At 38.5% G+C, this 26,039-nt stretch carries 27 protein-coding genes and 1 other annotated feature; of the genes, 25 read left to right on the forward strand and 2 right to left on the reverse strand.

Annotated elements, in window-relative coordinates; all coding sequences use genetic code 11:
• The first annotated feature begins 551 nt into the window (after nucleotides 1-551).
• The 15 genes from BK574_RS22940 to BK574_RS23010 all read left to right on the forward strand — a co-directional run bounded on the left by BK574_RS22940 (nucleotide 552) and on the right by BK574_RS23010 (nucleotide 17,416).
• Nucleotides 552-1,754, forward strand: coding sequence for a hypothetical protein (locus tag BK574_RS22940; protein WP_078430220.1), 1,203 nt, complete (start codon nucleotides 552-554; stop codon nucleotides 1,752-1,754).
• A 328-nt stretch (nucleotides 1,755-2,082) separates the two neighbouring features.
• Nucleotides 2,083-2,655 carry a Maf family protein gene (locus tag BK574_RS22945; RefSeq protein ID WP_078430221.1) on the forward strand — a complete coding sequence of 191 codons (573 nt, stop codon included), beginning with the start codon at nucleotides 2,083-2,085 and terminating at the stop codon, nucleotides 2,653-2,655.
• A 70-nt stretch (nucleotides 2,656-2,725) separates the two neighbouring features.
• A complete protein-coding gene (gene radC / locus BK574_RS22950; RefSeq protein WP_075385789.1) occupies nucleotides 2,726-3,418 on the forward strand; it encodes a RadC family protein in 693 nt (230 codons plus the stop codon).
• 139 nt (nucleotides 3,419-3,557) lie between these two features.
• Nucleotides 3,558-4,598, forward strand: coding sequence for a rod shape-determining protein (locus BK574_RS22955; protein ID WP_078430222.1), 1,041 nt, complete (start codon nucleotides 3,558-3,560; stop codon nucleotides 4,596-4,598).
• A 19-nt stretch (nucleotides 4,599-4,617) separates the two neighbouring features.
• Nucleotides 4,618-5,487, forward strand: coding sequence for a rod shape-determining protein MreC (mreC, locus tag BK574_RS22960; protein WP_078430223.1), 870 nt, complete (start codon nucleotides 4,618-4,620; stop codon nucleotides 5,485-5,487).
• Nucleotides 5,484-6,008 carry a rod shape-determining protein MreD gene (gene mreD / locus BK574_RS22965; RefSeq protein WP_075385792.1) on the forward strand — a complete coding sequence of 175 codons (525 nt, stop codon included), beginning with the start codon at nucleotides 5,484-5,486 and terminating at the stop codon, nucleotides 6,006-6,008. The genes mreC and mreD overlap by 4 nt, the downstream gene beginning before the upstream one ends.
• Nucleotides 6,009-6,110: 102 nt before the next feature.
• Nucleotides 6,111-6,800: a septum site-determining protein MinC gene (gene minC / locus BK574_RS22970; RefSeq protein WP_078430224.1), complete on the forward strand. Its 690-nt coding sequence runs from the start codon at nucleotides 6,111-6,113 to the stop codon at nucleotides 6,798-6,800.
• Nucleotides 6,801-6,851: 51 nt separating this feature from the next.
• A complete protein-coding gene (gene minD, locus BK574_RS22975) occupies nucleotides 6,852-7,646 on the forward strand; it encodes a septum site-determining protein MinD (protein WP_078430225.1) in 795 nt (264 codons plus the stop codon).
• Nucleotides 7,647-8,242: 596 nt separating this feature from the next.
• On the forward strand, nucleotides 8,243-9,745 hold the full coding sequence (locus tag BK574_RS22980; protein ID WP_078430226.1) for a NarK family nitrate/nitrite MFS transporter: 1,503 nt from the start codon (nucleotides 8,243-8,245) through the stop codon (nucleotides 9,743-9,745).
• 48 nt (nucleotides 9,746-9,793) lie between these two features.
• Nucleotides 9,794-12,226, forward strand: coding sequence for a nitrite reductase large subunit NirB (gene nirB / locus BK574_RS22985; protein ID WP_078430227.1), 2,433 nt, complete (start codon nucleotides 9,794-9,796; stop codon nucleotides 12,224-12,226).
• 15 nt (nucleotides 12,227-12,241) lie between these two features.
• On the forward strand, nucleotides 12,242-12,568 hold the full coding sequence (gene nirD / locus BK574_RS22990) for a nitrite reductase small subunit NirD (protein ID WP_142248020.1): 327 nt from the start codon (nucleotides 12,242-12,244) through the stop codon (nucleotides 12,566-12,568).
• Nucleotides 12,569-12,632: 64 nt separating this feature from the next.
• A complete protein-coding gene (gene nasC / locus BK574_RS22995) occupies nucleotides 12,633-14,798 on the forward strand; it encodes an assimilatory nitrate reductase catalytic subunit NasC (RefSeq protein ID WP_078430229.1) in 2,166 nt (721 codons plus the stop codon).
• Between the two features lie 23 nt (nucleotides 14,799-14,821).
• Nucleotides 14,822-15,619 (forward strand): uroporphyrinogen-III C-methyltransferase, encoded by a 798-nt coding sequence (gene cobA, locus BK574_RS23000; protein ID WP_078430230.1) that lies wholly within the window; start codon nucleotides 14,822-14,824, stop codon nucleotides 15,617-15,619.
• 173 nt (nucleotides 15,620-15,792) lie between these two features.
• Nucleotides 15,793-16,581, forward strand: a complete 789-nt coding sequence (locus BK574_RS23005; protein ID WP_078430960.1) for a peptidoglycan DD-metalloendopeptidase family protein — start codon at nucleotides 15,793-15,795, stop codon at nucleotides 16,579-16,581.
• A complete protein-coding gene (locus BK574_RS23010) occupies nucleotides 16,574-17,416 on the forward strand; it encodes a M50 family metallopeptidase (protein ID WP_078430231.1) in 843 nt (280 codons plus the stop codon). Before BK574_RS23005 ends, BK574_RS23010 begins: the two co-directional genes overlap by 8 nt.
• A gap of 163 nt (nucleotides 17,417-17,579) precedes the next feature.
• Here the strand turns inward: BK574_RS23010 and BK574_RS23015 are convergent, their stop codons facing one another.
• Nucleotides 17,580-17,951, reverse strand: coding sequence for a response regulator (locus BK574_RS23015; protein WP_078430232.1), 372 nt, complete (start codon nucleotides 17,949-17,951; stop codon nucleotides 17,580-17,582).
• A 384-nt stretch (nucleotides 17,952-18,335) separates the two neighbouring features.
• Between BK574_RS23015 and tnpA the strand changes: the two genes are divergently transcribed.
• From tnpA to BK574_RS23060, 9 genes are all read left to right on the forward strand, one after another.
• Complete coding sequence (gene tnpA / locus BK574_RS23020) at nucleotides 18,336-18,734, forward strand: IS200/IS605 family transposase (RefSeq protein ID WP_078428632.1); 399 nt, start codon at nucleotides 18,336-18,338, stop codon at nucleotides 18,732-18,734.
• Nucleotides 18,735-18,745: 11 nt separating this feature from the next.
• The gene (locus BK574_RS23025) at nucleotides 18,746-19,861 is read left to right on the forward strand and encodes an RNA-guided endonuclease TnpB family protein (protein ID WP_078430233.1); all 1,116 of its coding nucleotides are present in this window, start codon (nucleotides 18,746-18,748) and stop codon (nucleotides 19,859-19,861) included.
• Between the two features lie 215 nt (nucleotides 19,862-20,076).
• Entirely contained in the window at nucleotides 20,077-21,555 is a 1,479-nt protein-coding gene (locus BK574_RS23030; RefSeq protein WP_078430961.1) for an Rne/Rng family ribonuclease, read from the forward strand.
• A gap of 55 nt (nucleotides 21,556-21,610) precedes the next feature.
• Nucleotides 21,611-21,689, forward strand: a sequence feature (ribosomal protein L21 leader region).
• Between the two features lie 14 nt (nucleotides 21,690-21,703).
• A complete protein-coding gene (gene rplU, locus BK574_RS23035) occupies nucleotides 21,704-22,009 on the forward strand; it encodes a 50S ribosomal protein L21 (RefSeq protein WP_075385802.1) in 306 nt (101 codons plus the stop codon).
• Nucleotides 22,010-22,019: 10 nt separating this feature from the next.
• Nucleotides 22,020-22,349, forward strand: a complete 330-nt coding sequence (locus BK574_RS23040; protein WP_075385803.1) for a ribosomal-processing cysteine protease Prp — start codon at nucleotides 22,020-22,022, stop codon at nucleotides 22,347-22,349.
• Between the two features lie 14 nt (nucleotides 22,350-22,363).
• Nucleotides 22,364-22,648 (forward strand): 50S ribosomal protein L27, encoded by a 285-nt coding sequence (rpmA, locus tag BK574_RS23045; protein ID WP_026671451.1) that lies wholly within the window; start codon nucleotides 22,364-22,366, stop codon nucleotides 22,646-22,648.
• Between the two features lie 184 nt (nucleotides 22,649-22,832).
• Nucleotides 22,833-23,222: a type VII toxin-antitoxin system MntA family adenylyltransferase antitoxin gene (gene mntA, locus BK574_RS23050; protein WP_075385918.1), complete on the forward strand. Its 390-nt coding sequence runs from the start codon at nucleotides 22,833-22,835 to the stop codon at nucleotides 23,220-23,222.
• Nucleotides 23,215-23,619, forward strand: a complete 405-nt coding sequence (gene hepT / locus BK574_RS23055) for a type VII toxin-antitoxin system HepT family RNase toxin (RefSeq protein WP_078430234.1) — start codon at nucleotides 23,215-23,217, stop codon at nucleotides 23,617-23,619. The genes mntA and hepT overlap by 8 nt, the downstream gene beginning before the upstream one ends.
• A gap of 15 nt (nucleotides 23,620-23,634) precedes the next feature.
• On the forward strand, nucleotides 23,635-24,369 hold the full coding sequence (locus BK574_RS23060; protein WP_078430235.1) for an MBL fold metallo-hydrolase: 735 nt from the start codon (nucleotides 23,635-23,637) through the stop codon (nucleotides 24,367-24,369).
• 135 nt (nucleotides 24,370-24,504) lie between these two features.
• On the opposite strand, the gene BK574_RS27945 is transcribed toward BK574_RS23060, so the two are convergent.
• Nucleotides 24,505-24,645, reverse strand: coding sequence for a hypothetical protein (locus tag BK574_RS27945; RefSeq protein WP_169917362.1), 141 nt, complete (start codon nucleotides 24,643-24,645; stop codon nucleotides 24,505-24,507).
• A 337-nt stretch (nucleotides 24,646-24,982) separates the two neighbouring features.
• On the opposite strand from BK574_RS27945, the gene BK574_RS23065 reads away from it, so the two are divergent.
• Nucleotides 24,983-25,972, forward strand: coding sequence for a phosphate ABC transporter substrate-binding protein (locus tag BK574_RS23065; RefSeq protein WP_078430236.1), 990 nt, complete (start codon nucleotides 24,983-24,985; stop codon nucleotides 25,970-25,972).
• Nucleotides 25,973-26,039: the final 67 nt, after the last annotated feature.

A 26,039-nucleotide genomic window follows, 5' to 3' on the forward strand; every position in this document is an offset into this window, starting at 1 on the left:
AGGAATCAAAGAAGGATAAGTGGGGGATAAACTGCCAGTAAAAGCTTAATGAACACAGACTAAAGGCGCCACGTCCTGTGGCAACGTCTGTGTGACCCACATCGTGTGGGCCTCAACTAACCGTCAGTGGGGGAAGAGGAAAACCCCTCACTGATGGAAGTTTCACTTTATCTTTAACAATAAGTTTGAGGCGATACCATTGAAACTTAAATAAACATTTTACCAGTAATTAGGTATAATAATAAGTAAATGAGATTTAAGTTCATATTCTTCTTATAAATGGATATGATCGTAACTAACCGAACGTTTAATGAAAAATAATTTCAATAACTAAAAGAGTTCTTCCCCCAATCTCTCCCTGTCGATCATCACAAAAACATTTTCAATAAAATTGTCCTAGATCATAAGAAAACTAGCTATTTTATGTGGCTAAGCAGGAACTCTGCTGCTTACCCTTTTTCTCTATTAAATTTTTACTTTTAGTTCTATCTACTAATTCAAATTAATAGAATAGGAATAAGAAAATAAGAAGTAGGAGAGGAGCGAGTGATGTGGAGCAAGGTAAGCAACGAATTTCGGTAAAGTTGAACGGTAAAGAACATTCGTTTCATGAGATAGAGAAATCAAATGAACCTAAGGTACTTAAAGAACTTAGCGAAAGTGAATTCAGACAACCTCTAGATTTTAGCGAGGTGTCTCAACCTATACAACCGACTCCATGGAAATTCCCTAGTGAGCGAGAAATAGTGGAACCGCCAAATCTAGAGGAAATTCGCGAGAGTGATGAAGAAGAACCACGTATTAACGATAGCTCTAAAGGTTGGTTTAGCAATAACATTATCGACTTTAACAAGTTAAAAGAAGCGAAAGAAGAGAGAAGCCAACCCTTCTGGGATGATGGTAATAGAGGTTGGAGTCCTAAACTCCCCCCTGTAAACCGAAAGAAAAAAGGAACAAATCGTTTCAAAAGTACATTGGCGCAATTACCCATTTCACTCATTGTGGCTGGATTATCCGCCATTATCGTTGGGGTAGGATTTGGATTTATGGTGTTGACCGCCTTTACTGGGGAAGCTGACGGGAATACGGCCTCACTTACGCCAGCGAATGAAGTCGTTGAGACAATAGCGACTGGACAGGCTGTTCAAGCTGCGACTCTCCCAGATTTGTCGGTCGAAATTGTTCAAGGCGGAGCTTTTTCAACATCAGAAAAAGGAAATGAAATTGTCTCAGCGATTAAAGCAAGAGGACAAGCCGCGGTCTTAAAAACAGGCAGTGACCCGATGTATATGTTCATTGGACTCGGACTTCAAAAAGAAGAAGCAGGCCGGTTAAGTCAACTGTATCAAGCGCAAGGGCAAGATACGTATGTGAAACCTTTTGCAGTAAACGGTTCTATTGCTTCGGTTGATAGTGAAGCGGGAAAACAGTTTTTCACACAAGCGGGTAACATGTTTAATGAACTCGTGCGTTTTTCGGTGGCAGGCCTTGCAGGACAAAGTGTAGAGATTGGAAATATAGAAACGTTTCTAAATCAATTTCAAGAGTGGAACAATAATGGAGCCACTGTTCTGTCGGCACTACCAGAAGAAGTTAGAGGACAGGCTCAACAATTCATCACGAGTATGTCAGGAGCTGCCGCCGAATTAGAAGGATATAAAGGGGAACAACAAGAAATCAAGCTGTGGGGTATCCAACAACATTTGTTAGAAGCGCTATTATCATATGAAGCGTTGATACACGTATTAAAATAATAAATTAGAATTAGTTAAGACTCATCTTCGTAAGGTGAGTTTTTTTGTTCTGAGGTAAGTCCGAATTTCTTTATAGGGTTAATTATTATAGAAGACAATAAATTCACGAATATTTATGAGCACTTGCATTAATATATTGGAAAGCTGTTGGGCATCACAAATCAGAGAAATTATTAAGTTAATGTAAAGATTTACTCTGCTATCTTTCATTTAATAAGTATCATTTGTTATCATTTAACTAATCCTTGTACAATAAACATATGAATTGTAAGTTCAGAAAGGTCTTTTTTGAGCTTAATCATAGATTATTGTAAAGGATGTGCCCTTCATGAAACCATTCGTATTAGCCTCAGGTTCACCTCGCAGAAAAGAGTTACTAGAACAAGCGCAAATTTCATTTACCGTACAAACCAGTGATGTTGATGAAACGATCAATTCCAATTTATCTTCAAAAGAATTAGTTCAGTCGTTAGCTTATCAAAAGGCAGAAGCTGTTTTTGCTATGAACCAAAATGCAGTCGTATTAGGCGCAGATACGATCGTCGTATTAGATGGTCAAGTGCTCGGGAAGCCCAATGACCGTAACCATGCAAGAGAGATGCTTTTGAGTTTGTCTGGAAAGAAGCATTCTGTTCTTACTGGAGTATCGATTTTAAGTCAGGAACAACAACGTACTTTTTTTGTTGAAACTTACGTGCAATTTTGGGAATTGTCGAATAAGGAGATTGAACGTTACCTTGATACAAATGAACCTTTTGATAAGGCTGGAGCTTATGGAATTCAAGGCTTTGGTGCAACGTTAGTCAAAGAAATCTCAGGTGACTATTTTTCCGTTGTTGGTTTACCACTGGCTTTGACTGTACGAGAGTTGATCCACTTTGGAATCACCCCCAATTTTTAGTATAAAAATCCCTTTTCGATAGGATGAAATGAAGAATATTGGCAAACGCTAGGAAAGTGAGGATATTACTTTGACCAAGCAGTCCTTATTGATTCGTGATGTACCGTTTCATGAGCGCCCTCGCGAAAGACTTCTCGCAGAAGGGGCCAAGTTTTTATCGAACCAAGAACTGCTTGCGATTATTTTACGAACAGGTTCAAAAGAAGAATCGGTATTACAATTAGCTCAGCGAGTGTTACAAAAGTTTGATGGGTTAATGTTGTTAAAAGATGCGACTGTCGAAGAACTACAAGAAATCAAAGGGATCGGTGAAGCAAAAGCAGTAGAAGTTTGTGCAGTACTTGAGTTGGGTAGGAGAATTAGTAGCTTAAAATTTGATGAACGATACGTCATACGATCACCTGAAGATGTGTCTCGATACGTAATGGAAGACATGCGGTCTCTAACGCAAGAGCATTTCGTATGTCTTTATTTAAATACGAAAAATCACGTCCTTCATCGTGAAACGATTTTTATCGGCAGCTTAAACGCTTCGATTGTTCATCCACGTGAGGTTTTCAAGGAAGCGTTGCGGCGCTCCGCAGCTTCATTCATTTGTCTGCATAATCATCCTTCTGGAGACCCAACTCCGAGTAGGGAAGATATAGAAGTGACGAAACGGTTAACGGAATGCGGAAGAATTCTTGGAATTGAGCTGTTGGACCATGTCATCATTGGTGATCGAACGTATATCAGTTTAAAGGAGAAAGGATATTTGACATGAAATTTTAAGAAATCCACAACATCATAAGAAAAATAAACGTGTAAAATTATCGTATAGGTACTTTGAGACTATTCTTTTGCCTTGATATTCAGTATAATATACTTTATGAGTTTTGGGTTTCATGAAGGGAGATACATAGATGTTTGGTGGCTTTTCAAAAGATTTAGGGATTGATTTAGGTACTGCCAATACTCTTGTATATGTGAAGGGTAAGGGCGTTATTGTTCGTGAACCATCAGTAGTTGCCTTGCGAACAGATACAGGATCGATAGAAGCGGTCGGGAACGATGCAAAAAATATGATCGGACGTACTCCAGGGAATATCGTTGCCATTCGTCCAATGAAGGACGGCGTTATTGCTGATTTCGACACAACTGCAACAATGTTAAAACATTTCATACGACAAGCGCTTCGACAACGTTCAATTTTCACAAGAAAACCGAATGTAATGGTTTGTGTGCCTTCTGGTATTACGGCTGTCGAAAAAAGAGCTGTCGAAGATGCGACAAAACAAGCAGGCGCTCGCGAAGCGTATACGATTGAAGAGCCTTTTGCTGCAGCGATCGGTGCAGATTTACCTGTCTGGGAGCCAACGGGAAGTATGGTTGTCGATATCGGTGGCGGTACGACTGAAGTGGCGATCATTTCACTAGGTGGGATCGTTACAAGTCAGTCGATCCGTGTCGCTGGGGATGAAATGGATGATTCCATTATTCAATACATTAAAAAGACATATAATTTGATGATCGGTGAACGCACAGCTGAGGCTCTTAAGTTAGAAATCGGTTCGGCAGGTTCTCCAGAAGGCGTTGAAGATATGGACATTCGTGGACGTGATCTTGTGACAGGTTTACCGAAGACGGTAACAGTCACTGGTGCAGAGATTTCTGATGCCTTAAAAGATACGGTTGATTCGATTGTCGATGCAGTGAAAAACACATTAGAAAAATCACCACCTGAATTAGCAGCTGACATTATGGATCGAGGAATTGTGTTAACTGGTGGAGGCGCGTTGCTTCGTAATTTAGATCGTGTCCTTAGTGATGAAACAAATATGCCAGTTATTGTTGCTGAAGATCCGCTCGATTGTGTGGCACTCGGTACGGGTCGTGCATTAGAAAATCTTCATTTATTCCGCTCGAGGGCAGGTATCACAGTTCGTTCGGGTCGCAAATCGTAATTGTAAGTAGGTGTAGACAATGACATTTTTTTCAAATAAACGGCTCATTGTCTTAATGGTGAGCATTATTATACTTGTTGCGTTAATTGGATATTCCATGAGTGACCGTGACCGACTAACTTGGCCAGAGCAATTTATGAAGGACACTGTTGGATGGGTTCAAACCCTCGTTTCCAAACCCGCTCATTTTGCAGCGGGTTTCTTTGAGAATCTGAGTGAACTACAAGGAATCTATGCAGAAAATCAAGTATTAAAAGCAAGATTAGAAGAATATGCTCAAGTTTCTGTTGAGCGAAATATGTTGAAAGTAGAAAATGATACGTTAAAAGCAACCCTTGAAATTGAAGAAACACTAAGTGATTACCAAATGCGTACAGCAACTGTCATTCATCGTAATCCTGATCGCTGGAGTGAGTATATTGGAATTAATCGTGGCTCAGAACACGGGATCGAGCGAAATATGGCAGTTATTACATCTGGTGGTTTAATCGGTAAAGTCCATCAAGTCGGTCAATTTTCATCCAAAGTACAGCTCTTAACGGATAATGATCGAACAAATCGAGTATCTGCGATGGTACAAGCAGACGATCCTGTATATGGATTTATTGAAGGGTTCGATCAAGAGTCGGGATTACTTATGTTGAAGAAAATGGATATTGATGCGGATATTGAAGTGGAACAAACGGTAACGACATCAGGACTAGGTGGTGTATATCCGCGTGGCTTGATCATCGGTGAAATTGTGGAGATTGTACCTGATGAATACGGTTTGACAAAAAATGCTTACATTCAGCCTGCGGCTAATTTTTATGGATTGGATTATGTCCTTGTTATTGAACGTACGAGTACGAGCTTACAGCCAGAACTTATGGAGGAGGACGGATCGTGAATCGTATTCTTCTTCCTTTAATCATGCTGTTCTTTTTTGTCGTCGAAGGGTCTCTATTTCAAGTATTTGCCCCAGAGCAATATGGCAGTGGTATACTGTATATTCCTAGGTTTGTCGTCGTTGCAATTGTGATTATCGGTATTTTCTTAGGTCGGACTCATGCAATTATTTACGGATTAATTTTTGGAATTCTGTATGATGTTGTTTATACAGAATTGTTAGGTGTCTATATGTTTTGTCTTGGGTTGATTGGCTATTTGTTGTCGTTATCACACCCTTATGTTAGAAGAAGCTATTCTCTTGTCGTCATTCTCACCTTAGCGGCCGTGCTAATCGTTGAGTATTTCACTTATGGGATTAATTGGATGTTGAATATAACTGGAATGATGCATGATGAATTTTTACGACAACGTTTATTATCAACTTTAGGTATGAACTTTCTTTTTTCACTGATCTTATTGTATCCTTTACGAAAGTATCTTCTTTATTTAAAACGAATGGAAGAAATTCAAAAGCACTAGTCATTGCAATTTTCTCTATAGAAAAAGAGGAGATTTTAGTCTTTTTGTAGAATTAACAGTAATGGTGTAAATGGATTTAACCTATTTTGAGGTGAAATATAAATGGTACAAAAGAAACACCACGTTACAATAAAAGGAACGAAAGACGGATTAACATTTTTATTGGATGATAATTGTTGTTTTGAAAATGTGATGGAAGAACTAAAAGAAAAATTATCATCGAAGCATTATGAAAAATCAGATGGTCCAGCAGTCAAAGTTCATGTAGTTACTGGAAATCGTTATTTAACAGAAGACCAAGAAAACACACTTCGTCAACTTGTTTGTCATGAAAAAAATTTAGTTATTGATAAACTTGAAACCAATGTCATTACCAAAGAAGAAGCTGAAAGAATTGCAGAAGAAAAGCAAATGGTCATGGTTTCAAAAATTGTACGTTCAGGACAAGTCTTTAAAGTCAATGGCGATTTATTACTGATTGGCGACGTAAATCCAGGTGGAACGGTCATTGCGACAGGTAATATTTTTGTCATGGGAGCTTTGCGTGGAATGGCGCAAGCTGGGAGCGAAGGAGATGAAACGGCGGTGATCGCAGCCGCAGTTATGGCACCTTCTCAGTTGAAAATTAATGAGCACTTACGTCAAGAGCCAAATCGAAATGAACAAGTGGACCGACAAATGGAATGTGCCTACATAAATACGAAAGACGGTGCGATTGTCTTAGAACGTATTCAACAATTGCCTTGGCTACGTCCAAGCTTAAATCGATCACCAGAAAAAGTGTTTTCGTAAACGGATAAACCGTATTGGAATTTGACATAGAGGAAGAAAGGGGAAATATGTGTGGGAGAGGCTATCGTAATTACTTCTGGAAAAGGGGGCGTCGGGAAAACGACAACTTCCGCTAACATCGGAACAGCCCTAGCCCTTTCAGGTAAAAGAGTGTGCTTAATCGATACAGATATCGGCCTTCGTAACCTTGATGTTGTTATGGGGCTTGAAAACCGAATCATTTATGATCTTGTCGATGTTGCAGAAGAGCGTTGTCGCTTACAGCAAGCCCTGATTAAAGACAAGCGCTTTGAATGTTTATATTTATTGCCAGCTGCACAAACAAAGGATAAATCGTCAATTAATCCAGATCAAATGAAAATAATCGTTGAAGAGTTAAAACGAGATTATGATTACGTTTTAATCGATTGCCCTGCAGGTATCGAACAAGGATTTAAGAATGCCGTTGCTGGAGCAGATAAAGCGATTGTCGTGACAACTCCTGAGTTGTCAGCCGTTCGTGATGCAGACCGAATTATTGGTCTACTAGAAAAAGAGAATGTGGAACCACCATTGCTCATCGTGAATCGTATTCGAAATCATATGATGAAAAGTGGAGAAATGCTAGATGTTGACGAGATTGTTAGTATTTTAGCTATTGAATTACTAGGAATTGTCGTTGATGATGAAAATGTTATTAAACATTCTAATAAGGGAGAGCCTGTCGCTCTTCATCCTGGAAGCAAAGCATCGATTGCTTACCGGAATATCGCAAGACGTATTTTAGGTGAAACAGTCCCTCTAATGGCATTAGGAGAGGAAAAAGGTGTATTTAACAAAATGAAAAAATTCTTTGGAATTCGGTAAAAACTAGCGAATATAATAACTCGTTTGTAGACCAATTTTAGGGTGATATAAAAGTGATTAAGAAGTGTAGTGGACTTTTCCATTACGCTTCTTTTTTTATCCGTTTTACTGGCGCTAAGACTCCGCCACTCAAGGCAAGTAGGAGAATAAGGATAGTAAAGGTAAATGATAAATAACAACTGATGGTAGTTATTATCATGTTATTTGTAAACTTTTAACAAAATAATCAATGAAGACTCATTTTATGAGTAAAAAACTAACAACCTTCGAAAAAGGCTAAGTTCCTTATTTTATAGCTATTTTGCTAAGTAATTTCACTTACAAAATACTGTTTTCATTGTATGGATAGGGTAAAACCTTGTCAGATCTTCTTTCAATTGAGAACACAGTCGTCATCTTTTATGGCAAAATGACAGTAATTCAAATAGTCAGAAACTTCTTACGGATGTTCACCCAGTATTAGTCAAACAAGAAAAGGACCAAGTGGTCGTCTTACTGTTACTATAATTCCTTGTATCCATATTTGAATAAGGGGAATTAGGTAACCTTACAACCATTCGTAAGAGTAAAAAAAGAATGTTTAGGGGGAATACGAGTTGAAAGTTTCTGATCTTTTTACCTTTAAGGACGAGAGGACGAAAATTTTACACTTTACCTGGTTTGCCTTTTTTGTATCTTTTTTCACCTGGTTCAATATGGCACCACTAGCGACGACGATGCTTGAGAGCTCAGACTGGTTGACGAGTGAACATATTGCAGCATTAGCCATTATCAATGTTGCCTTAACGATCCCAGCTCGAATTGTTATCGGGATGTTGTTAGACCGATTTGGTCCGAGACTTGTCTATTCAAGTTTATTAATTCTAATGTCAATACCAACGTTTGTGTTTGCTTTCGGAGATAGCTGGTCACAAATGATGATTTCGAGGTTATTACTAAGTAGTATTGGTGCAAGCTTTGTTATTGGTATTCGAATGGTAGCAGAGTGGTATCCGCCAAAAGATGTCGGCTTTGCTGAAGGGGTCTACGGTGGTTGGGGGAATTTTGGTTCTGCTGCTGGTGCAATGTTACTTCCTTGGGTTGCCTTAACGATGTTCGGTGGCGATAATGGGTGGCGTTATGCTGTAGCGTTAACAGGAGTCTTTTGTCTCGTGTATGGTGTCATTTACTACTTGAATGTCCGTGATACACCAGAAGGAAAAGAATACGTTAAACCGAAACGAACTGGAGCAATGGAAGTAAGTAGTTGGGGCGATCTAGTCCAACTCATTATTTGGACAGTCCCACTTGGTGGAGCTCTAGCCGTCCTTTCTTGGAGATTGGAAGGGATGGGCTTTATCTCAACGAATGTGCTGTATGCACTATATACGGCAATCGTACTTACTTTTGTTTATCAAGTTTATAAGATATTGAAAGTGAATGTTCCTATCTTAAAAAAAGGTGTGCCAAAAGATGATCAATATAAATTTAAAAATGTAGCTGCATTAAACAGTACCTATTTTGCAAACTTTGGTGCAGAATTAGCGATTGTTTCAATGCTCCCAATGTTTTTTCAACTGACGTTTTCACTAAGTGCAACATCAGCAGGTTTAATTGCGGCATCGTTCGCTTTTATTAACTTAGTCGCACGACCACTTGGTGGTATGCTTTCAGACCGCATGGGCAGCCGAAGGAAAGTGATGCTTGTCTATATGATTGGAATCACTATAGGCCTAGTAGCAATGGGCTTTATAGACTCATCTTGGCCACTTATTGCTGCTGTTGCAGTTATAATATTAACGTCCATATTCATACAGGGTGCTGAAGGCGCAACATTTGCAGTTATTCCGATGATAAAAAAACGGATCACAGGGCAAGTCGCTGGGATGACAGGTGCTTACGGTAGTGTAGGATCAACGATTTATTTAACTTTATATACACTCGTCACACCACAACAATTCTTTTTCATTTTGGCAATAGGTGCATTTCTTAGCTTTTTAGCTTGCTTCTTTCTATTAGAAGAGCCTGAAAATTCGTTTGGTGAGGAATATCATCTCTCATCAGTCGATATGGAAGAGGATGAAGTGGAAGAACAGGTATTAACGAAGAAAGCTCAATAAAAATAGTTTCTTAGAAAATAAATCAAATGGATTTCAGGAGGGGTTACGTTGGAGAAGAAAAAACTTGTACTAATTGGAAATGGTATGGCAGGTGTTCGTAGTATTGAGGAAATTTTAAAGTTGAATGGTCAAGAGGCATTTGATATTAAGATCTTTGGTAGTGAGCCACATGTTAACTATAACCGCATTATGCTTTCCGCTGTATTAGCTGGAGATACAACGATAAAAGATATCGAAATCAACAGTTTAGAATGGTATGAAGAGAATAATATCGAGCTTTTTACGAACGAAACTGTGACAAAGCTAGATACAGAGCGAAAAATTCTTTATACCGATAATGGAAGAGAAATGAGCTATGATCACGTTATTATGGCGACGGGATCGAACCCGTTTATTCTCCCTATACCAGGTGCTGAGTTAGAGGGTGTTATCGCGTTTCGAGATATTAAGGATTGTGAGACGATGATCGATGCATCGAAAAACTATAAAAAAGCTGTTGTTATTGGTGGGGGATTGCTTGGTCTAGAAGCGGCACGTGGTCTATTAAATTTAGGAATGGAAGTAGATGTTGTTCATTTACAAGACTATTTAATGGAAAGACAACTTGACCAAGATGCTGCCAAGTTACTTCGTATTGAACTAGAAAAGCAAGGCATGAACTTCCTTATGCCACAGTTGACAGATAAGATTGTTGGAACAGACCGTGTAGAAAAAGTGGTTTTTAAAGATGGGAGCGAAACAAAGGCAGACCTCGTCGTCATGGCTGTAGGTATCCGTCCTAATACGACATTGGCGAATGAAAGTGGAATTGAAGTGAATCGAGGTGTCGTTGTTAACAACTATATGCAGACAAATGTGTCAAATGTGTATGCGGTTGGAGAATGTGCTGAGCATCGGGAAGTCGTTTACGGACTCGTTGCCCCGCTGTATGAGCAAGGCAAAGTGTTGGCAAAACATATTGTCGGTCAGGATGCTGGCGAAGGATATCAAGGTTCGGTCCTTTCAACGAAATTAAAGGTGTCTGGAGTTAACGTATTTTCAGCTGGCGAATTCATGGACGATGGCTCAACAAGGAGTGTTCGAGTTTATGATGAGTTTGAAGGTATTTATAAAAAAGTAATGATCCGTAATGAGAAAGTGGTCGGCGCTGTGTTATTCGGTGATACGAAGGAAGGTACGAAGCTACTCAGTATGATTAATGAGGGCGCTGACGTTTCAGGTATGGCTCCGATTAATATATTGCAAAGTAGTAGTGGTGGGGAGTCTGAGAGTTTAACAGCAGCACTAGCCGATGGTGATCATGTATGTGGATGTAATGGTGTATCCAAAGGGGCGATCGTTTCAGCGATACGTGAGCAAAGTCTTTGTTCAGTTGAAGAAGTTAGTGGCTGTACAAGTGCAGGACGTTCGTGTGGAACGTGTAAGCCAATGATTTCTGAGCTACTGGCGGATACGCTAGGCGATGAATTTGACGCCGCAGCAAAATCAGAAGCGGTTTGCGGATGTACTGATTTAAGTCATGAACAAGTTGTAGCTGAAATACGTGAAAAAGGTTTAACACATACAAAAGAAGTCATGAATGTCCTCGGATGGAAAAATGAAGGCGGTTGTTCTAAGTGTCGCCCAGCGATTAACTACTATTTAGGAATGGTTCATCCGAAAAACTATGAAGATGAAAAAGAATCTCGATTTGTAAATGAAAGAATGCATGCCAATATTCAAAAAGACGGGACATACTCCGTTGTTCCAAGAATGTACGGTGGCGTAACAAATCCTAAGGAATTAAAGCGAATTGCGGAAGTCGCTGAAAAATATAATGTTCCTCTCGTTAAATTAACAGGAGGTCAACGGATTGACTTGCTCGGAATTAAAAAAGAAGATTTACCGAATGTGTGGAAAGAAATAGGAATGCCATCAGGGCATGCATATGGTAAAACGCTAAGAACGGTGAAAACATGTGTCGGTGAAAGTTTCTGTCGCTTTGGTACCCAAGATTCGATTGGGATGGGGATTGCACTAGAGAAAAAATTCGAAGGGTTGAATACACCACATAAAGTTAAGATGGCTGTGTCCGCTTGTCCAAGAAACTGTGCGGAATCTGGAATCAAAGACGTTGGTATAGTCGGTGTCGAAGGCGCATGGGAAATTTACGTCGGAGGAAATGGCGGCACCGAACTGCGAAAAGGCGATCTTCTATGTAAAGTAAAAACAAGTGAGGAAGTGCTTGTAATAACAGCGGCTTATTTACAACTTTACAGAGAAACGGCTCGTTACTTAGAGAGAACATCTCACTGGATTGAAAGAGTTGGCCTAGATTATGTTATAGACCATATTATTTCCAATGAACAAAACCGTAAAGAACTAAGCGCTAGAATGGATGTTGTTTTATCTACAGTGAAGGATCCTTGGAGTGAAATTTATGAAAGTGATGAACTTCAAAATGAGTTATTTAAAAATAAACACGTTGAAATCATTCAATAAAAGGGGGAACTGTTGATGAGTAAGATAGAAGCAGGGAATAAAGTGATGATTGGAAAATTAACTGATCTTCCAGATAAAGTAGGTAAAGAAGTGATCGTTGGAGACCAGAGTATTGCTGTTTTTCGCTTAGCTAGTGGAAAAGTACGTGCTGTTGAAAATAAGTGCCCGCATAAAAACGGGCCTCTCTCTCAAGGGATTGTAGCGGGTGAACATGTTTTCTGTCCGTTGCATGATTGGAAAGTTTGTTTAGATGATGGGTTAGTTCAAAAACCAGATATTGGTTGTGTGAAGACGTTTGAAACGGTAATTGATGGAGACGCAGTGTTTCTACTAGTTGACTAGAAAATTTACCGATTAGTAGTAGTTTGAACAACCCTTATAAGGGGACCAAGAGGGTGTAAAGTGAATGAGTGATTTAATTCAGTATTTTCGTGAAAAGCAACTAAAGCAAAGCTCTGAACAACTTATGAAAGGGCGCTGCCCCTACTGTAGTATGCAATGTTCGATGGAACTCATTGAAGAGCACATCATTAAACGTAAACGATTTAAAGTAAAGCCGAATAAACAAGATCCAACTTCAGAAGGGCGACTGTGTATAAAAGGTCTTCAAGCCCATCAACATGCGATTAATAGCGAGCGAGTAAAATACCCTCTTTTTAAAATCGATGGAGAATGGGTTCGAATTTCATGGGAATTAGCCATTGAAATGATCGCGGAACAATTTTCGCAAATGCAAAGTGAATATGGAAAAGATTCAATCGGGGTATACGGTGGTGGTTCGTTAACGAATGAAGAAGCTTATTTACTAGGCAAATTTGCTAGAGTCGGTTTGCAAACGAAATATATTGATTACAATGGACGCTTCTGTATGAGTGCAGCAGCGTCTGCAGCCAATGCTACTTTCGGTATCGATCGTGGCATGACAATGCAGTTAACCGAAATTGCTGATGCTAAATGTATTATTTTAGCGGGAACGAACATTGCAGAGTGTCAGCCAACGATCATGCCGTATTTCCGTAAAGCCAAAAAGAATGGAGCTTTTATAATTGCAATTGACCCTCGTGAAACTGCAACGACGAAATTTGCGGATTTGCACATTAAAGTGAAACCAGGGACGGATGCCAATTTAGCGGTAGGCTTACTGAAAGTACTCGTTGACGAAAATTATTGTGATGAAACATTTATTAGTGAGCGAACAAAAGGTTTTGACCAAGTCATTGACGAGTTAAATGGACTTTCGCTATCCGAGATTGCAAAACAATGTGATATTCCAAAGTCAGAGATACTTGAAGCCGCTCGTATTTATGGGAAAGCTGAAACAGGGATGGTCTTTACGGCTAGGGGTGTAGAGCAACATGCCAATGGCTATCAGACAGTTCGTCATTTTTTAAATCTCGTCCTAGCGACAGGAAAGATCGGCAAGCACGCATGTGGTTACGGAGCGATCACGGGTCAAGGAAACGGGCAAGGTGGTAGAGAACATGGTCAGAAAGCGGATCAATTGCCAGGTTATCGCTCGATTGAAATTGAAGCAGATCGTAAATATATTGCTGATGTATGGGGTATAGAAGAAGCTGAACTTCCGCGAAAAGGAGTCTCGGCTTACGAGTTAATAGAGAAGATTGATCAAGAAGAGATTAAAGCATTGTTTTTGATGGGCTCAAATCCAGTTGTTTCAAGTCCGAATGCTATTTTTGTTGAAAAAGCATTGGAAAAGCTAGATTTTTTAGTCGTTGTGGATATGTTTGTTTCAGAAACGGCTCGAATGGCAGACTTAATTTTACCCACTACATCTTATTTAGAAGATGAAGGTACGATGACAAACCTAGAAGGTCGAGTCGTCTTCCGGCATGCGGAGCGAAAAGCACCGAAGGAAGTTAAACACGATTGGGAAATTCTTTGTGAAATTGGGAAGGCTCTTGGGAAAGAAGAATACTTTTCATACGAAAATGCAGAAGACATTTTTACTGAATTGCGAAAAGCAAGTAAAGGTGGAACCGCTGATTACTATGGAATAACGTATGAACGAGTTAAGGATGGGGGTGTCTTTTGGCCGTGTCCAGAGGAAGATCACCCTGGTACACTCCAATTATTTGAAAAAAACTTTCATACTAAAGATGGTTTTGCTTCGTTTAACCTAAGCAACGATCTAATACGAAGTGAGAAGGCCTCGAAGAAATTTCCACTTGTCTTAACGACGGGGCGATTAATGGAACACTATTTAACAGGTGTTCAAACGCGAAGAAGCCAAGAATTAGTCGAGAGGTCTAAAGAACCGTATGTAGAAATTCATCCTGAAACAGCTGAACAATATAACATAGAAGATGATGTTATGGTACGCATTGAGTCGAAACGAGGTTCAGTGATTGTAAAAAGCAAAGTGACAAACAGGATACGTAAAGATACGCTATTTGCCCCATTTCATTGGGGAGACACACAATGTATCAACCGTGTGACAAATCCAGCGTTAGATCCTGTTTGCCGAATGCCAGAATTTAAAATGAGTGCCGTCAATATTAGTCCTATTCAGCTAAGTAAAGAAAAGGTTGAAAAACAATCGGTCGTCATTTAAAAGATAAAGAGGGGGCAAAGGAGATGAAAACAAAAGGGAAGGTGTTCCTTGTCGGAGCAGGACCTGGTGATCCAAAGCTCCTTACAATTAAAGGGTTAGAAGCCATTCAAAAGGCAGATGTTATTGTTTATGATCGTTTAGTAAATTCCGAGTTGATTAAATATGCAGAGCAAAAAGTAGAATTGATATATTGTGGGAAAATGCCCAACCAACATACGATCCCCCAGCACCATATTAATGAGATCTTAGTATATCAAGCAAAAAGAGGAAAACGAGTGGTTCGCCTTAAGGGAGGGGATCCTTGCATGTTTGGTCGAGGTGGTGAGGAAGCAGAGTTTTGCGCTGAACATCATATTGAATTTGAGTTCATCCCAGGAATTACATCAGGCATTTCTGCACCGATGTATGCGGGTATCCCAGTTACCCATCGAGATTATAGCTCTTCAGTTACATTTATTACAGGTCATAAACGTACAGATAAAAAGAGCCTAAGTATTAATTGGGAACAACTTGCGCCTGGTGGTGATACGCTCGTTTTTTATATGGGATTGTCCAACTTAGCAATGATTTGTGAAAAGTTAATGCAATATGGTCGCACGTCGAGTACGCCAGTGGCATTAGTTCAACATGGAACAACCATTCACCAGCGCACGGTGGTAGGTGACCTATCGACAATCGTTGAAAAGGCGGCCGAAGCTAAGATTCAATCTCCAGCTATTATTGTCGTAGGAGAAGTTGTGAAACTAAGAGAGCAACTGGCTTGGTTTGGTGAAGAAAGTATTGAGGAGTTTTCTAGTTTACAAGAGTCAAATATTAGCTAAAAAACGAATATTCATTTTACGGCACACAGTTTGTGTGTCTTTTTATTTTTCTAGGTAGATTTCTCTCCATTCTTAAATGATTTGAGTCATATAAGCAGCGGACAAGTCATAAGATAGAGTAAAAAAGTGGGACGAGACTAGAAGAATTTGTGGGGAAAAGGATGGGGTATGCGATGTCTAAGCGAATTGATAAGATCAAAAAACAAATAGAATCGAGACGACGAGAAGTTCAAGGAAAAGGGGCACGCAAAGAACGAGAACGTTCAGCGCCCCTTTTCTACGATCGTCATGACGAATCGAGAGACGATCCAGATTTTTATGTTTTTCAAGAAAAGAAAGAAGTGTCTCAAGATAGGTGGAAACAAAAAGATTGGTTTTTAATGCGCTCACTCATCGCAGTCGCTCTATTTTTGATGATCGCTATTATGTTTAATAGTGGTATGCCACAACTTGAAAGTGCGAGGCAAGTCGTAAAACAATCCTATGAGCAAGAGTTTCAATTTGCGGCAATTTCAAATTGGTACGAAAATCAATTTGGTCGTCCGTTAGCACTTTTGCCAATGTCGATGGATGTGGCACTTGAAGATACCGATGAAGCCCCACCAGTAGCCTACGCGGTCCCAGCAACGGGACAAATCCGTGAGAACTTTGAACAAAATGGAACTGGAATTTTAGTAGAAACAGCGAAAGATGCAAACGTCGAGGCTGTGAAATCTGGGCTTGTCATTTTCGTAGGCGAAGAGGAGAGGTTAGGACGTACGGTTGCTATTCAGCATTATGATGGTGGACAATCATGGTACGGGATGCTAGAAACGGTCGAGGTAAAATTATATGATCATATCGAAGCAGGTAAACCAGTAGGAAAAGTTTCTAGTGGTGAAGAAAACAAAGGTATTTATTACTTATCAATTAAAGAAGGCGAAGACTATATTGATCCGAACGATGTGATAAGCTTTGAATAATGCGCTTCTTTCAAAAATAAAAATAAATCCTCTATTTTGGTTTGTACTCGGTATCGGTATTTTAACAGGCTATTTTCGAGAAGTCATCATGGTTTTTACGATCGTTTTTATACATGAAATGGGGCATGTGTTGGCTGCGAGATGGTTTAAATGGAGGATTGCTAAAGTGGAGTTGCTTCCATTCGGAGGAGTGGCAGAAATGAATGAGAGCTCGAATCGACCGTTTCGTGAGGAGTTCATCGTTATCGTTTCGGGCCCTGCACAGCACCTTTGGATGATAGGAGCTTCTTTTCTTTTGGTGCAAACCCCTATCTGGTCAACAGCAGATCACCAACTGTTTGTTTGGCATAATGTAATGATACTCGGGTTTAATTTATTACCGATCTGGCCGTTAGACGGTGGAAGAATTATGCATTTAGCTTGTACGTACAGGCTTCCATATAAGCAAGGACAAAAGCTAACATTATTATTTTCTATTATTGGGATTTTGCTAATTGGGATCATAAGCTACCAGTTGTTTCCATTCCATCTCAATCTCTGGGTTGTGCTATTATTTTTATGTGTTTCTAATTACTTAGAATGGAAACAACGCCATTATGTATTTATCCGCTTTTTATTAGACCGTTTATATGTTGAAGATCGTCCTTTAAAGCGTCACTCGATTGCAGTTCATCAACATATGAAGATTCGCCAAGTGTTAGAACAATTTCGTAGAGGGTGTCACCATACGATTACGATTGACCGACGGCACTGTGTTTCTGAAAAAATGCTCCTAGAAGCATATTTTCATAAGAAAGCAGTTGATCGTAATATAAAAGAAGTTTTTATTCCTTAGGTAGAAGTGCCAGTGTACTACTCACCACTTAGCTATCGCTTGAAGAGGAAGGCTTCTTTCTAGGAAGCGTTAAAATTTACGAAAACGAATAAATACTAGCCAAAATAAAAGCAGACGAAGTTTATTCGTCTGCTAACTATATTTAGTCTCATGAACATAGTTATTATGTAAGAGAGTGGTGTTGAAATGTATAATTTAGTTTTTCTTTTAAGTCTGTAATTGAAAATGGCTTTTGTAAAAAAGAAGCAAAGGAACTGCATTCACAAGGTTGATTAGTTACTCCAGTACTTGTAATAATCATGCGAATGGGTTTATTGAGTTTGTCACGGACGATTTGACAGAGTTTTGTAGCTGCCATATCCGCTAATTGGTCGCTAACAATCAAGAACTCAAGGTCTGCTGGCAATGCATCGAGAAAATCTACACTATTTTCAAAATGAATAACCTCATACCCTAGTTTTTCAATATGATAGGTTAGTAACATAGCATGAGCTGGCTCATCCTCAACCAAATAAATAAATGGTTTCCTACCCATAACTCCTCCTATAGTATGAAAAAAAATGTATATCTATCTATCTCTATATGATTAATATTAACTCTTTGTAAAAAATATATCAATTTTTTTAGTGAAAAATTAACAATTTAAAAGGGAATACTATCGAATAATGTGGTTTTTATGTTGAACACCGTTATTCGATGTTATCTTTAACTGATATAAGGGTGTAGAATGAGGAAAGACGATTGTGCGACTTGAACGGTTTTAACGTCGAAGTCTCCCTCTTCAAGCGTGTGAAGGGCGTAGCCCAACGGTAAGGGGGAGATGAATTTCGGTTGGGCTTTAGCCCAAAGGCTTTTTTCTTTTGTCTTTTTTCTCGTTATGTTATAATCAGTCTTATAAAGAATAAGGATTGATATAACAATGAAGTTAGATAGTAATAACCATTCAGTATTCTTGATGTATTATCACCTTGTATTAGTTGTGAAATATCGAAGAAAGGTCATTGATGATACTATTTCAAACTATGCAAGAGATAAATTCGTGTCGTTGAGTGAGAAATACAATATTACATTAGTCGAGTGGAACCATGATATTGACCATGTACATATTCTTTTCAAAGCACAACCTAATAGTGAATTGTCCAAATTTATCAACGCCTACAAAAGTGCAAGTTCAAGACTCATCAAGAAGGATTTTCCTCATGTTCGTAAAAAGTTGTGGAAAGAAATGTTTTGGTCAAGAAGCTTTTGTTTATTGACTACTGGTGGTTCGCCTATTGAAGTGGTGAAAAAATATATTGAAAATCAAGGAATGAAGTGAGGTGATTTGATATGGCTAAACAAAACAAGGCTTATAAGTTTCGACTGTATCCAACAGATGAACAGGCTTTGATGATACGCAAAACTTTTGGTTGCGTTCGTTTTGTCTACAATAAAATGTTAGCAGAACGAAAAGAAACGTACGAAAACCTGAAAGATGATAAAGAAGCATTGAAAAAGGTGAAGCATCCCACTCCTGCTAAATATAAAAAGGAGTTTGCATGGTTAAAAGAAGTAGACTCATTAGCCCTAGCAAATGCACAACTAAACTTGAATAAGGCATATAAAGCATTCTTCAAAGGTAATGCAAAGTTTCCAAATTTCAAAAGTAAGCGACATAACCAAAGCTACACAACGAATGTCGTAAATGGGAATATTCAGTTGTTGGATGGTCATATCAAATTACCGAAACTAAAAATGGTGAAAATCAAACAACATCGAAACATTCCTTCTGACCATACAATCAAATCTTGTACAGTTTCTATGACTTCATCAGGAAAATACTATATTTCCATTCTCACAGAGTACGAAAAAGAGATTAAGAGTAAGGACATTGAAAATGTTGTAGGTTTAGATTTTGCGATGAATGGGTTATTTGTTGATAGTGAAACAGGTAAGAAAGCCAATTACCCACGTTTCTATCGACAAATGATTGATAAATTAGCAATTGAACAACGTAAACTTTCTCGCAAAAAGAAGGGGTCCTCAAATTGGAACAAACAACGTATTCGAGTGGCTAAAATCCAAGAAAAAGTCGCCAATCAACGAAAAAACTACTTACATCATCAATCGAAAGCATTAGTTACATCTTATGATGCGGTTATTATCGAGGACTTGGATATGAAAGGGATGTCACAAGCTCTAAAATTCGGGAAAAGTGTCGCTGATAACGGTTGGGGAATGTTCACTTCTTTCTTACACTACAAGCTAAAAGAACAAGGGAAACAACTTGTCAAAATAGATAAATGGTTCCCATCTACTAAAACTTGTTCGAGTTGTGGTTCGATAAGAGAAATACGATTATCGGAACGTACCTATCAGTGCGATTGTGGGCTAAATCTTGATAGAGATTACAATTCGGCGCTAAATATCAAAAAAGAAGGCATACGCTTATTAGCAACTGCCTAATGCAAATATAAACTCTTGGAACAAGAGGGTTAGCTTGGTCAAATTCGTCAGCTACCAAAAGTGGCGATTACCCAAGAAGCCCCCACTTCAAACAACCCGTAAGGGTGGTAAGTGGTGGGTAGTTCACTTCCGTTTCACTTTATGATAGCTTTACAGTACAATAATAGGATATAAATCGAAGTTGGTGATAGTAGTTGTATCGTATTTACTTTAATATGGCAACAAGAGAAAGACGTGCAGCGATTGTTGAGGACGATAAAGTAGTTGAACTACTGATTGAACGTTCAATAGAAAATCGTATTGTTGGTAATGTATATAAAGGCCGAGTGGTAAACGTTCTTCCTGGAATGCAGGCAGCTTTTGTAGACATTGGTCGTGATAAAAATGCATTTTTATACCGAGATGATTTACTGTCGTTTCAAAAGCTCTCAGTAAGTGATGAAGAGAAGAAGAAAAAGAATATTAGTGAATTAGTGAAAAAAGGGGAAGAGCTTCTTGTTCAAGTAACAAAGGAAGGTTTTGGAACAAAAGGTCCAAGGTTATCGGGTGTAGTTTCATTTCCTGGCAAGTTTGTCGTTTATATGCCAAACGGTAATTACATAGGCGTTTCGCGGAAAATACGTTCAGAAGAAGAGAGAGAAAGGTTACGTATTTTGGGAGAGGAACTTATTGAAAAAGATGAAGGGTTAATTATTCGTACGGTATGTGAAGGCGCAACACATGAAGAAATTGATGAGGATATTCGCATTTTACGTGGCTTCTGGGAGGAAACCTGGAAAGAAAAGAAGGATGAAAAACCGCCTGCACTGATCCATCAAGATACGGGATTAATTGAACGGATTATCCGTGATTTTTCATTAGATCTTGTCGCAGATATTTATATTGATAATTTTCGGGATTACAAAAGACTTGTTGACCTTTTAGGGCCTGAAAGAAAGGAAAAGCTCCATTTTTATCAAGGAAAGGAAAATATTTTTTCTGCTTTTACGATCGATAAAGATTTAGATAAGGCATTAAAACGCCAAGTTTGGTTGAAAAATGGAGCCTATCTTATGATTGATCAAACCGAGGCATTAACGGTGATCGACGTCAACACAGGAAAATTCATTGGGAAAAATGATTTACAAGATACGATTAAGAGGACCAACATTGAAGCGGCAAAAGAAATCGCGAGACAACTCAGGTTAAGAGATATCTCAGGTATTATTATTATCGATTTTATTGATATGAAAGCTGAAAAGGACCAAGTTCAAGTGCTGAATTTTTTCAAAAATGCACTAGAAAACGATCGCACGAAGACAAATGTTCTGGGTATAACAGGTCTTGGGCTTGTTGAGATGACAAGAAAAAAAATAAGACAAAACTTGCAAGATAGCCTTTCAAAAGTTTGTCCGACATGTAAAGGGAAAGGTTCAGTTCTTTCAAACGAAGCGCAAGCGTATCGCGTTGAACGGTTATTATGGGAATACCGCGGTATGGATAATGAAGCATTAGTACTTGAATTACCACCACATATTGCTACTGTTTTACGTGGGAAAAAGGATGAGCATTTAAAACGGTTAGAAGAAGCTTTACATTTTCAAATTCTTTTATTTGAAAATCGAGAACTAGCAGAGGAACAGTATGAAATTCCTTTCATGGGAAGCGTTCCTGAAGCTAAGAAAAAGCTTGAACGCCTCATGAAAGAACATTGACTTTTCTTTTTCATTTATGGTATTATATTTTTTGTTAGTTATTTGGATCGCACCCAAAAAGCTACAACCGCACAGAACAGGTTTGTTAAAGCTACGATTGTAGCTACCTGCAATTGGCGAGTCTTAGAAATCGAGGAGGTGCAAGTACATGTACGCAATTATTGAAACAGGCGGAAAGCAAATTAAAGTACAAGAAGGTCAAGAGGTTTACATCGAGAAGCTAAATACAGCTGATGAGCAAGTGACTTTCGATAAAGTACTATTTGTCGGTGGTGACGATGTTAAAGTCGGAGCTCCATTTGTTGAAGGTGCATCAGTAACGGCTAAAGTTGAAAAACACGGTCGTGCTAAGAAGATCACTGTTTACAAATACAAAGCTAAGAAAAACTACCGTCGTAAGCAAGGTCATCGTCAACCTTACACTAAAGTTGTGATTGAAAAAATCAACGCTTAATAGGCAAACGATGATTACAGTTCAAGTAGAACGTAATGATAAACGACACATACATTCTTTTACAATGAGTGGTCATGCGGACGCTGGTCCTTATGGTCATGACATTGTTTGTGCTGGTGCTTCTGCAGTTTCATTTGGAGCAATCAATGCAATCGCAGAGCTATGTCAAGTGGAACCCCACATTGACATAGAAGGGGACGGTGGCTTTCTCCGCTGTACGGTTCCAGATGGACTAGACGTACAAACATACGAGAAAGTACAACTTCTATTAGAAGGAATGATCGTTGCCTTACGTTCCATTGAAGCAGAGTACAGTAAGCATATTACAATTCAAAACTAGGGGAGGTGAATTCAATGTTAAAAATGAACCTTCAATTTTTCGCAAGTAAAAAAGGGGTAGGTAGTACTAAGAACGGTCGTGACTCTATCTCTAAACGTCTAGGTACAAAGCGTGCTGACGGTCAAACAGTAACAGGTGGTTCTATCCTAGTACGTCAACGTGGAACTCGTATTTACCCAGGTGTAAACGTAGGTAAAGGTGGAGATGACACGTTATTTGCGAAAGTAGACGGCGTTGTAAAATTCGAGCGCGTAGGTCGTGATCGCAAACAAGTAAGTGTATACCCAGCAGCTCAATAATGTTGCCAAAGCTCCTGTACTCTTTTGAGTGCAGGAGCTTTTTCGTCGTATGAGGCATCTTTATCGGAATAATACTGACTGAAACGATGCTAAGCAGGAAATTTATGTATAGGAAGCGAATTATTAATACATGATGAAGAAAGAAGTAAGAGAGGTGAGCGAGCGATTGAAATTTCTATCGGAAATGGAAAAGTTGGTCGTAGACGAACTTGTTCCTCGTCTAAATCCTTCGATTATTTATCTTTTTGGCTCTTATGCCAAAGGTACAGCAACAGAAAGTAGTGATATTGATATAGCTTATTTCTCAGAAACGTCATTAACAAATTATGAAAGATTTATTCTAGCTCAATATCTAGCTGATTTGGTAAAAAAAGAAGTGGACTTAGTCGATATAAAACAAGCATCTACTGTATTTCAAGCGCAGATCGTGGGTTTGGGAAAAGTCATTTATTGCTCTAATGAAAAACAGCGTCATGAATTTGAGATGCTCACATTAAAAATGTATGCAAAATTAAATGAAGAACGTAAACCGATATTAGACCAAATTAAAGAGAGTGGAAAAATCTATGAATGATGATGTAATTATAAATAAGGCCAATATAATTGAACGTTGTTTAAAAAGAATTAACGAAGAATATGATAACAATCCTGAGAATTTGAAGAATTATACTAAGCAAGATTCTATAATCCTAAATTTACAAAGGGCATGTGAAGCATCGATTGACTTAGCAATGCACTTGATAGCAAAGAAAAAGCTTGGAGTTCCTCAAACAAGTAGAGAAGCTTTTGACGTTCTGCACCAACAAGACCTCATACCTGAAGAATTAGCAAAAAAAATGAAAGCGATGGTCGGCTTTAGAAATATAGCCGTTCATGATTATCAAAAAGTAAATTTAGATATTTTGAAAAGTATTCTAGAAAATCATTTAATTGATTTTCAACAATATACAAAAGTTATTATGCAAACTTAAGGAGTGTGAATGAAGATGAGGTTTACTGTACTTGGTTTTTGGCATGGCTTCCCTGAAGCTGGAGAAGCTTCGAGTGGATATTTACTTGAAAAGGATGATTTTCGTCTACTCATTGATTGTGGTAGTGGAGTAGTAAGTCAACTGCAAAAGTATTGCCCGATTGAGGAAGTAGATGCCTTAATTTTATCTCATTACCATCACGACCATTTTAGTGATATTGGTGTTCTTCAATATGCACGGTTAGTTCATAATGCATGGAAAGCTGAAGATAGGAAATTAATGGCTTATGGCCATCTGCTTGATAAAGAAAAATACAATTTGTTATCTTATGAGCCGCATGTTACAGCAATGCCATACAATCCTGACAAAGTATTAAACGTAGGCCCGTTTACAATTTCTTTTTTACGAACTAAACATCCTGCACCATGTTGTGCAATGAAGATAACCGATGGTAATACTACAATAGTGTATACTGCTGATACAAGTTATTTTCAAGAATTACATCAGTTTGCACTAGATTGTGACCTTTTAATTGCGGAATGCACTTTCTATGAACATCAAGATCCGACCGCGGCTGGTCATATGAACAGCCGAGATGTTGGGATACTTTCTCAAAAAGCGAATGCAAAAAAATTGTTACTAACGCACTTACCACACTTTGGAGATCGAAACCAATTAGTGAAACAAGTGGAGTCTTACTATCAAGGTCCTACAGAATTAGCGAAATCAGGGTGGTCATATGAACGCTAACGAATAAGAAGGGTGGAAACATATTATGTTCCACCCTTTTATTTATTCGTAAAAAGTTTTACTTATATTTAACGTATTAAAGAAGATATCGTTTAACAGGACTTAGAGACAATTCGAGTTTTTCCTTGTGATCTTTTAATCTGTTGTTTCAGATTCTTCAATAGGAATTTCCTCATTTTGATCTTCAATCATTTCATTATCGACTTCCCCACATGCGGCTAAAACACTAACAGCTAAAGCTCCAGACATTAAGGTGAGTAACCATTTTTTCTTCATTGTTCTCCCTCCATTGAGATCCATTTCCCGAATGTTTTGACTCACGGGCAAGGTAACGTTGAAGTCACATTAACGATTAGCTAATGTGCTATTGCCTATCTTACTAGAAAAGGTGAGGGAATATAAGTGAAAAAAGGAAATTTTTAGATAATTACAAACCATTTTCATACTTTCACACAATTAGTTAGAGAAATATTAATGGCTGTTTATATTAGTTTAACGTTTTATTAACTCCAACTCATGAATCCCTTAATAATTAAAATCTATACTTGTAATCGAAATGAAACAAAAGAAACAAAAATAACAAAATGGGATTAGGAGAAGGAGGAGCAATATAATGAAATTTAGAGGTAGAATTTTATCAGTTATTTTAGGGGCTTCAATTATGACGCTAGCTGCATGTGGTGGAGGGAACGCTTCAGAACCGACTACAACTGATGATGGGACAACAGGTGGTGACAATACTGAAGATACCACTCCGACAGAAGAGGTAGCAGAGTTACCATCAGGTGCGCTTGACATTCGTGGATCAGACACAATGGTAAACCTCGGACAAGCGCTTGCGGAAACATACATGGAATACAATGAACTGGCTGGTCTTTCAGTAACAGGCGGTGGGTCAGGTACGGGTATTGCGGCCATGATTAATAACAATGTAGACATAGCTCAATCTTCACGTGCGATGAAAGATGAAGAGTTAGATGAAGCAGAAGCCAATGGAGCAGATGCGCATGAATTTATTGTAGCTCAAGACGGTTTAGCAGTGGCTATTCATAACGATAATCCTGTAACTGAAATGACGATGCAACAAGTAAAAGATATTTTCACGGGTAAAACGACAGATTGGTCTGACTTGGGATGGGAGGAAGGCGGAGAAATATCTGTATATTCTCGTCAATCGAACTCAGGTACTTACGTTTATTTCAATGAAAATGTAATGGATGGTGAAGACTTCGGGGCAGGAACTAAATTTATGCCAGGTTCTTCTGCTATTAAAGAAGCGATAGAGCAAGAAGTAAATGCAATTGGCTATATCGGTATTGGATATATTGATGGAATTAATGCTGCTAACATTGCACTTGATGAAAATAGTGAGTATGTAACGCCGTTTGAGGCAAATAACGTTAACACTGGTAAATACCCGATTGCACGGCCACTGTATTTCTATACAAATGGTGTACCTGAAGGTTTACTTTTAGATTATTTAAAATGGGTTATCACTTCAGAAGATGCTCATCAAGTCATTTATGATGTTGGTTTCTATCAAATTGGTCAATATGAAGACCAAAATAACCAAGTAATCGCAAATTTAGGTTTAGATTTTTAATTTTTATCTTTGAAAAAAATCATAGCAGGGAATTATCCAACTGTGGATAATTCCCCGTGTTATGTTA

This window comes from Alkalihalobacterium alkalinitrilicum, assembly GCF_002019605.1.
Lineage (GTDB): Bacteria > Bacillota > Bacilli > Bacillales > Bacillaceae_F > Alkalihalobacterium > Alkalihalobacterium alkalinitrilicum.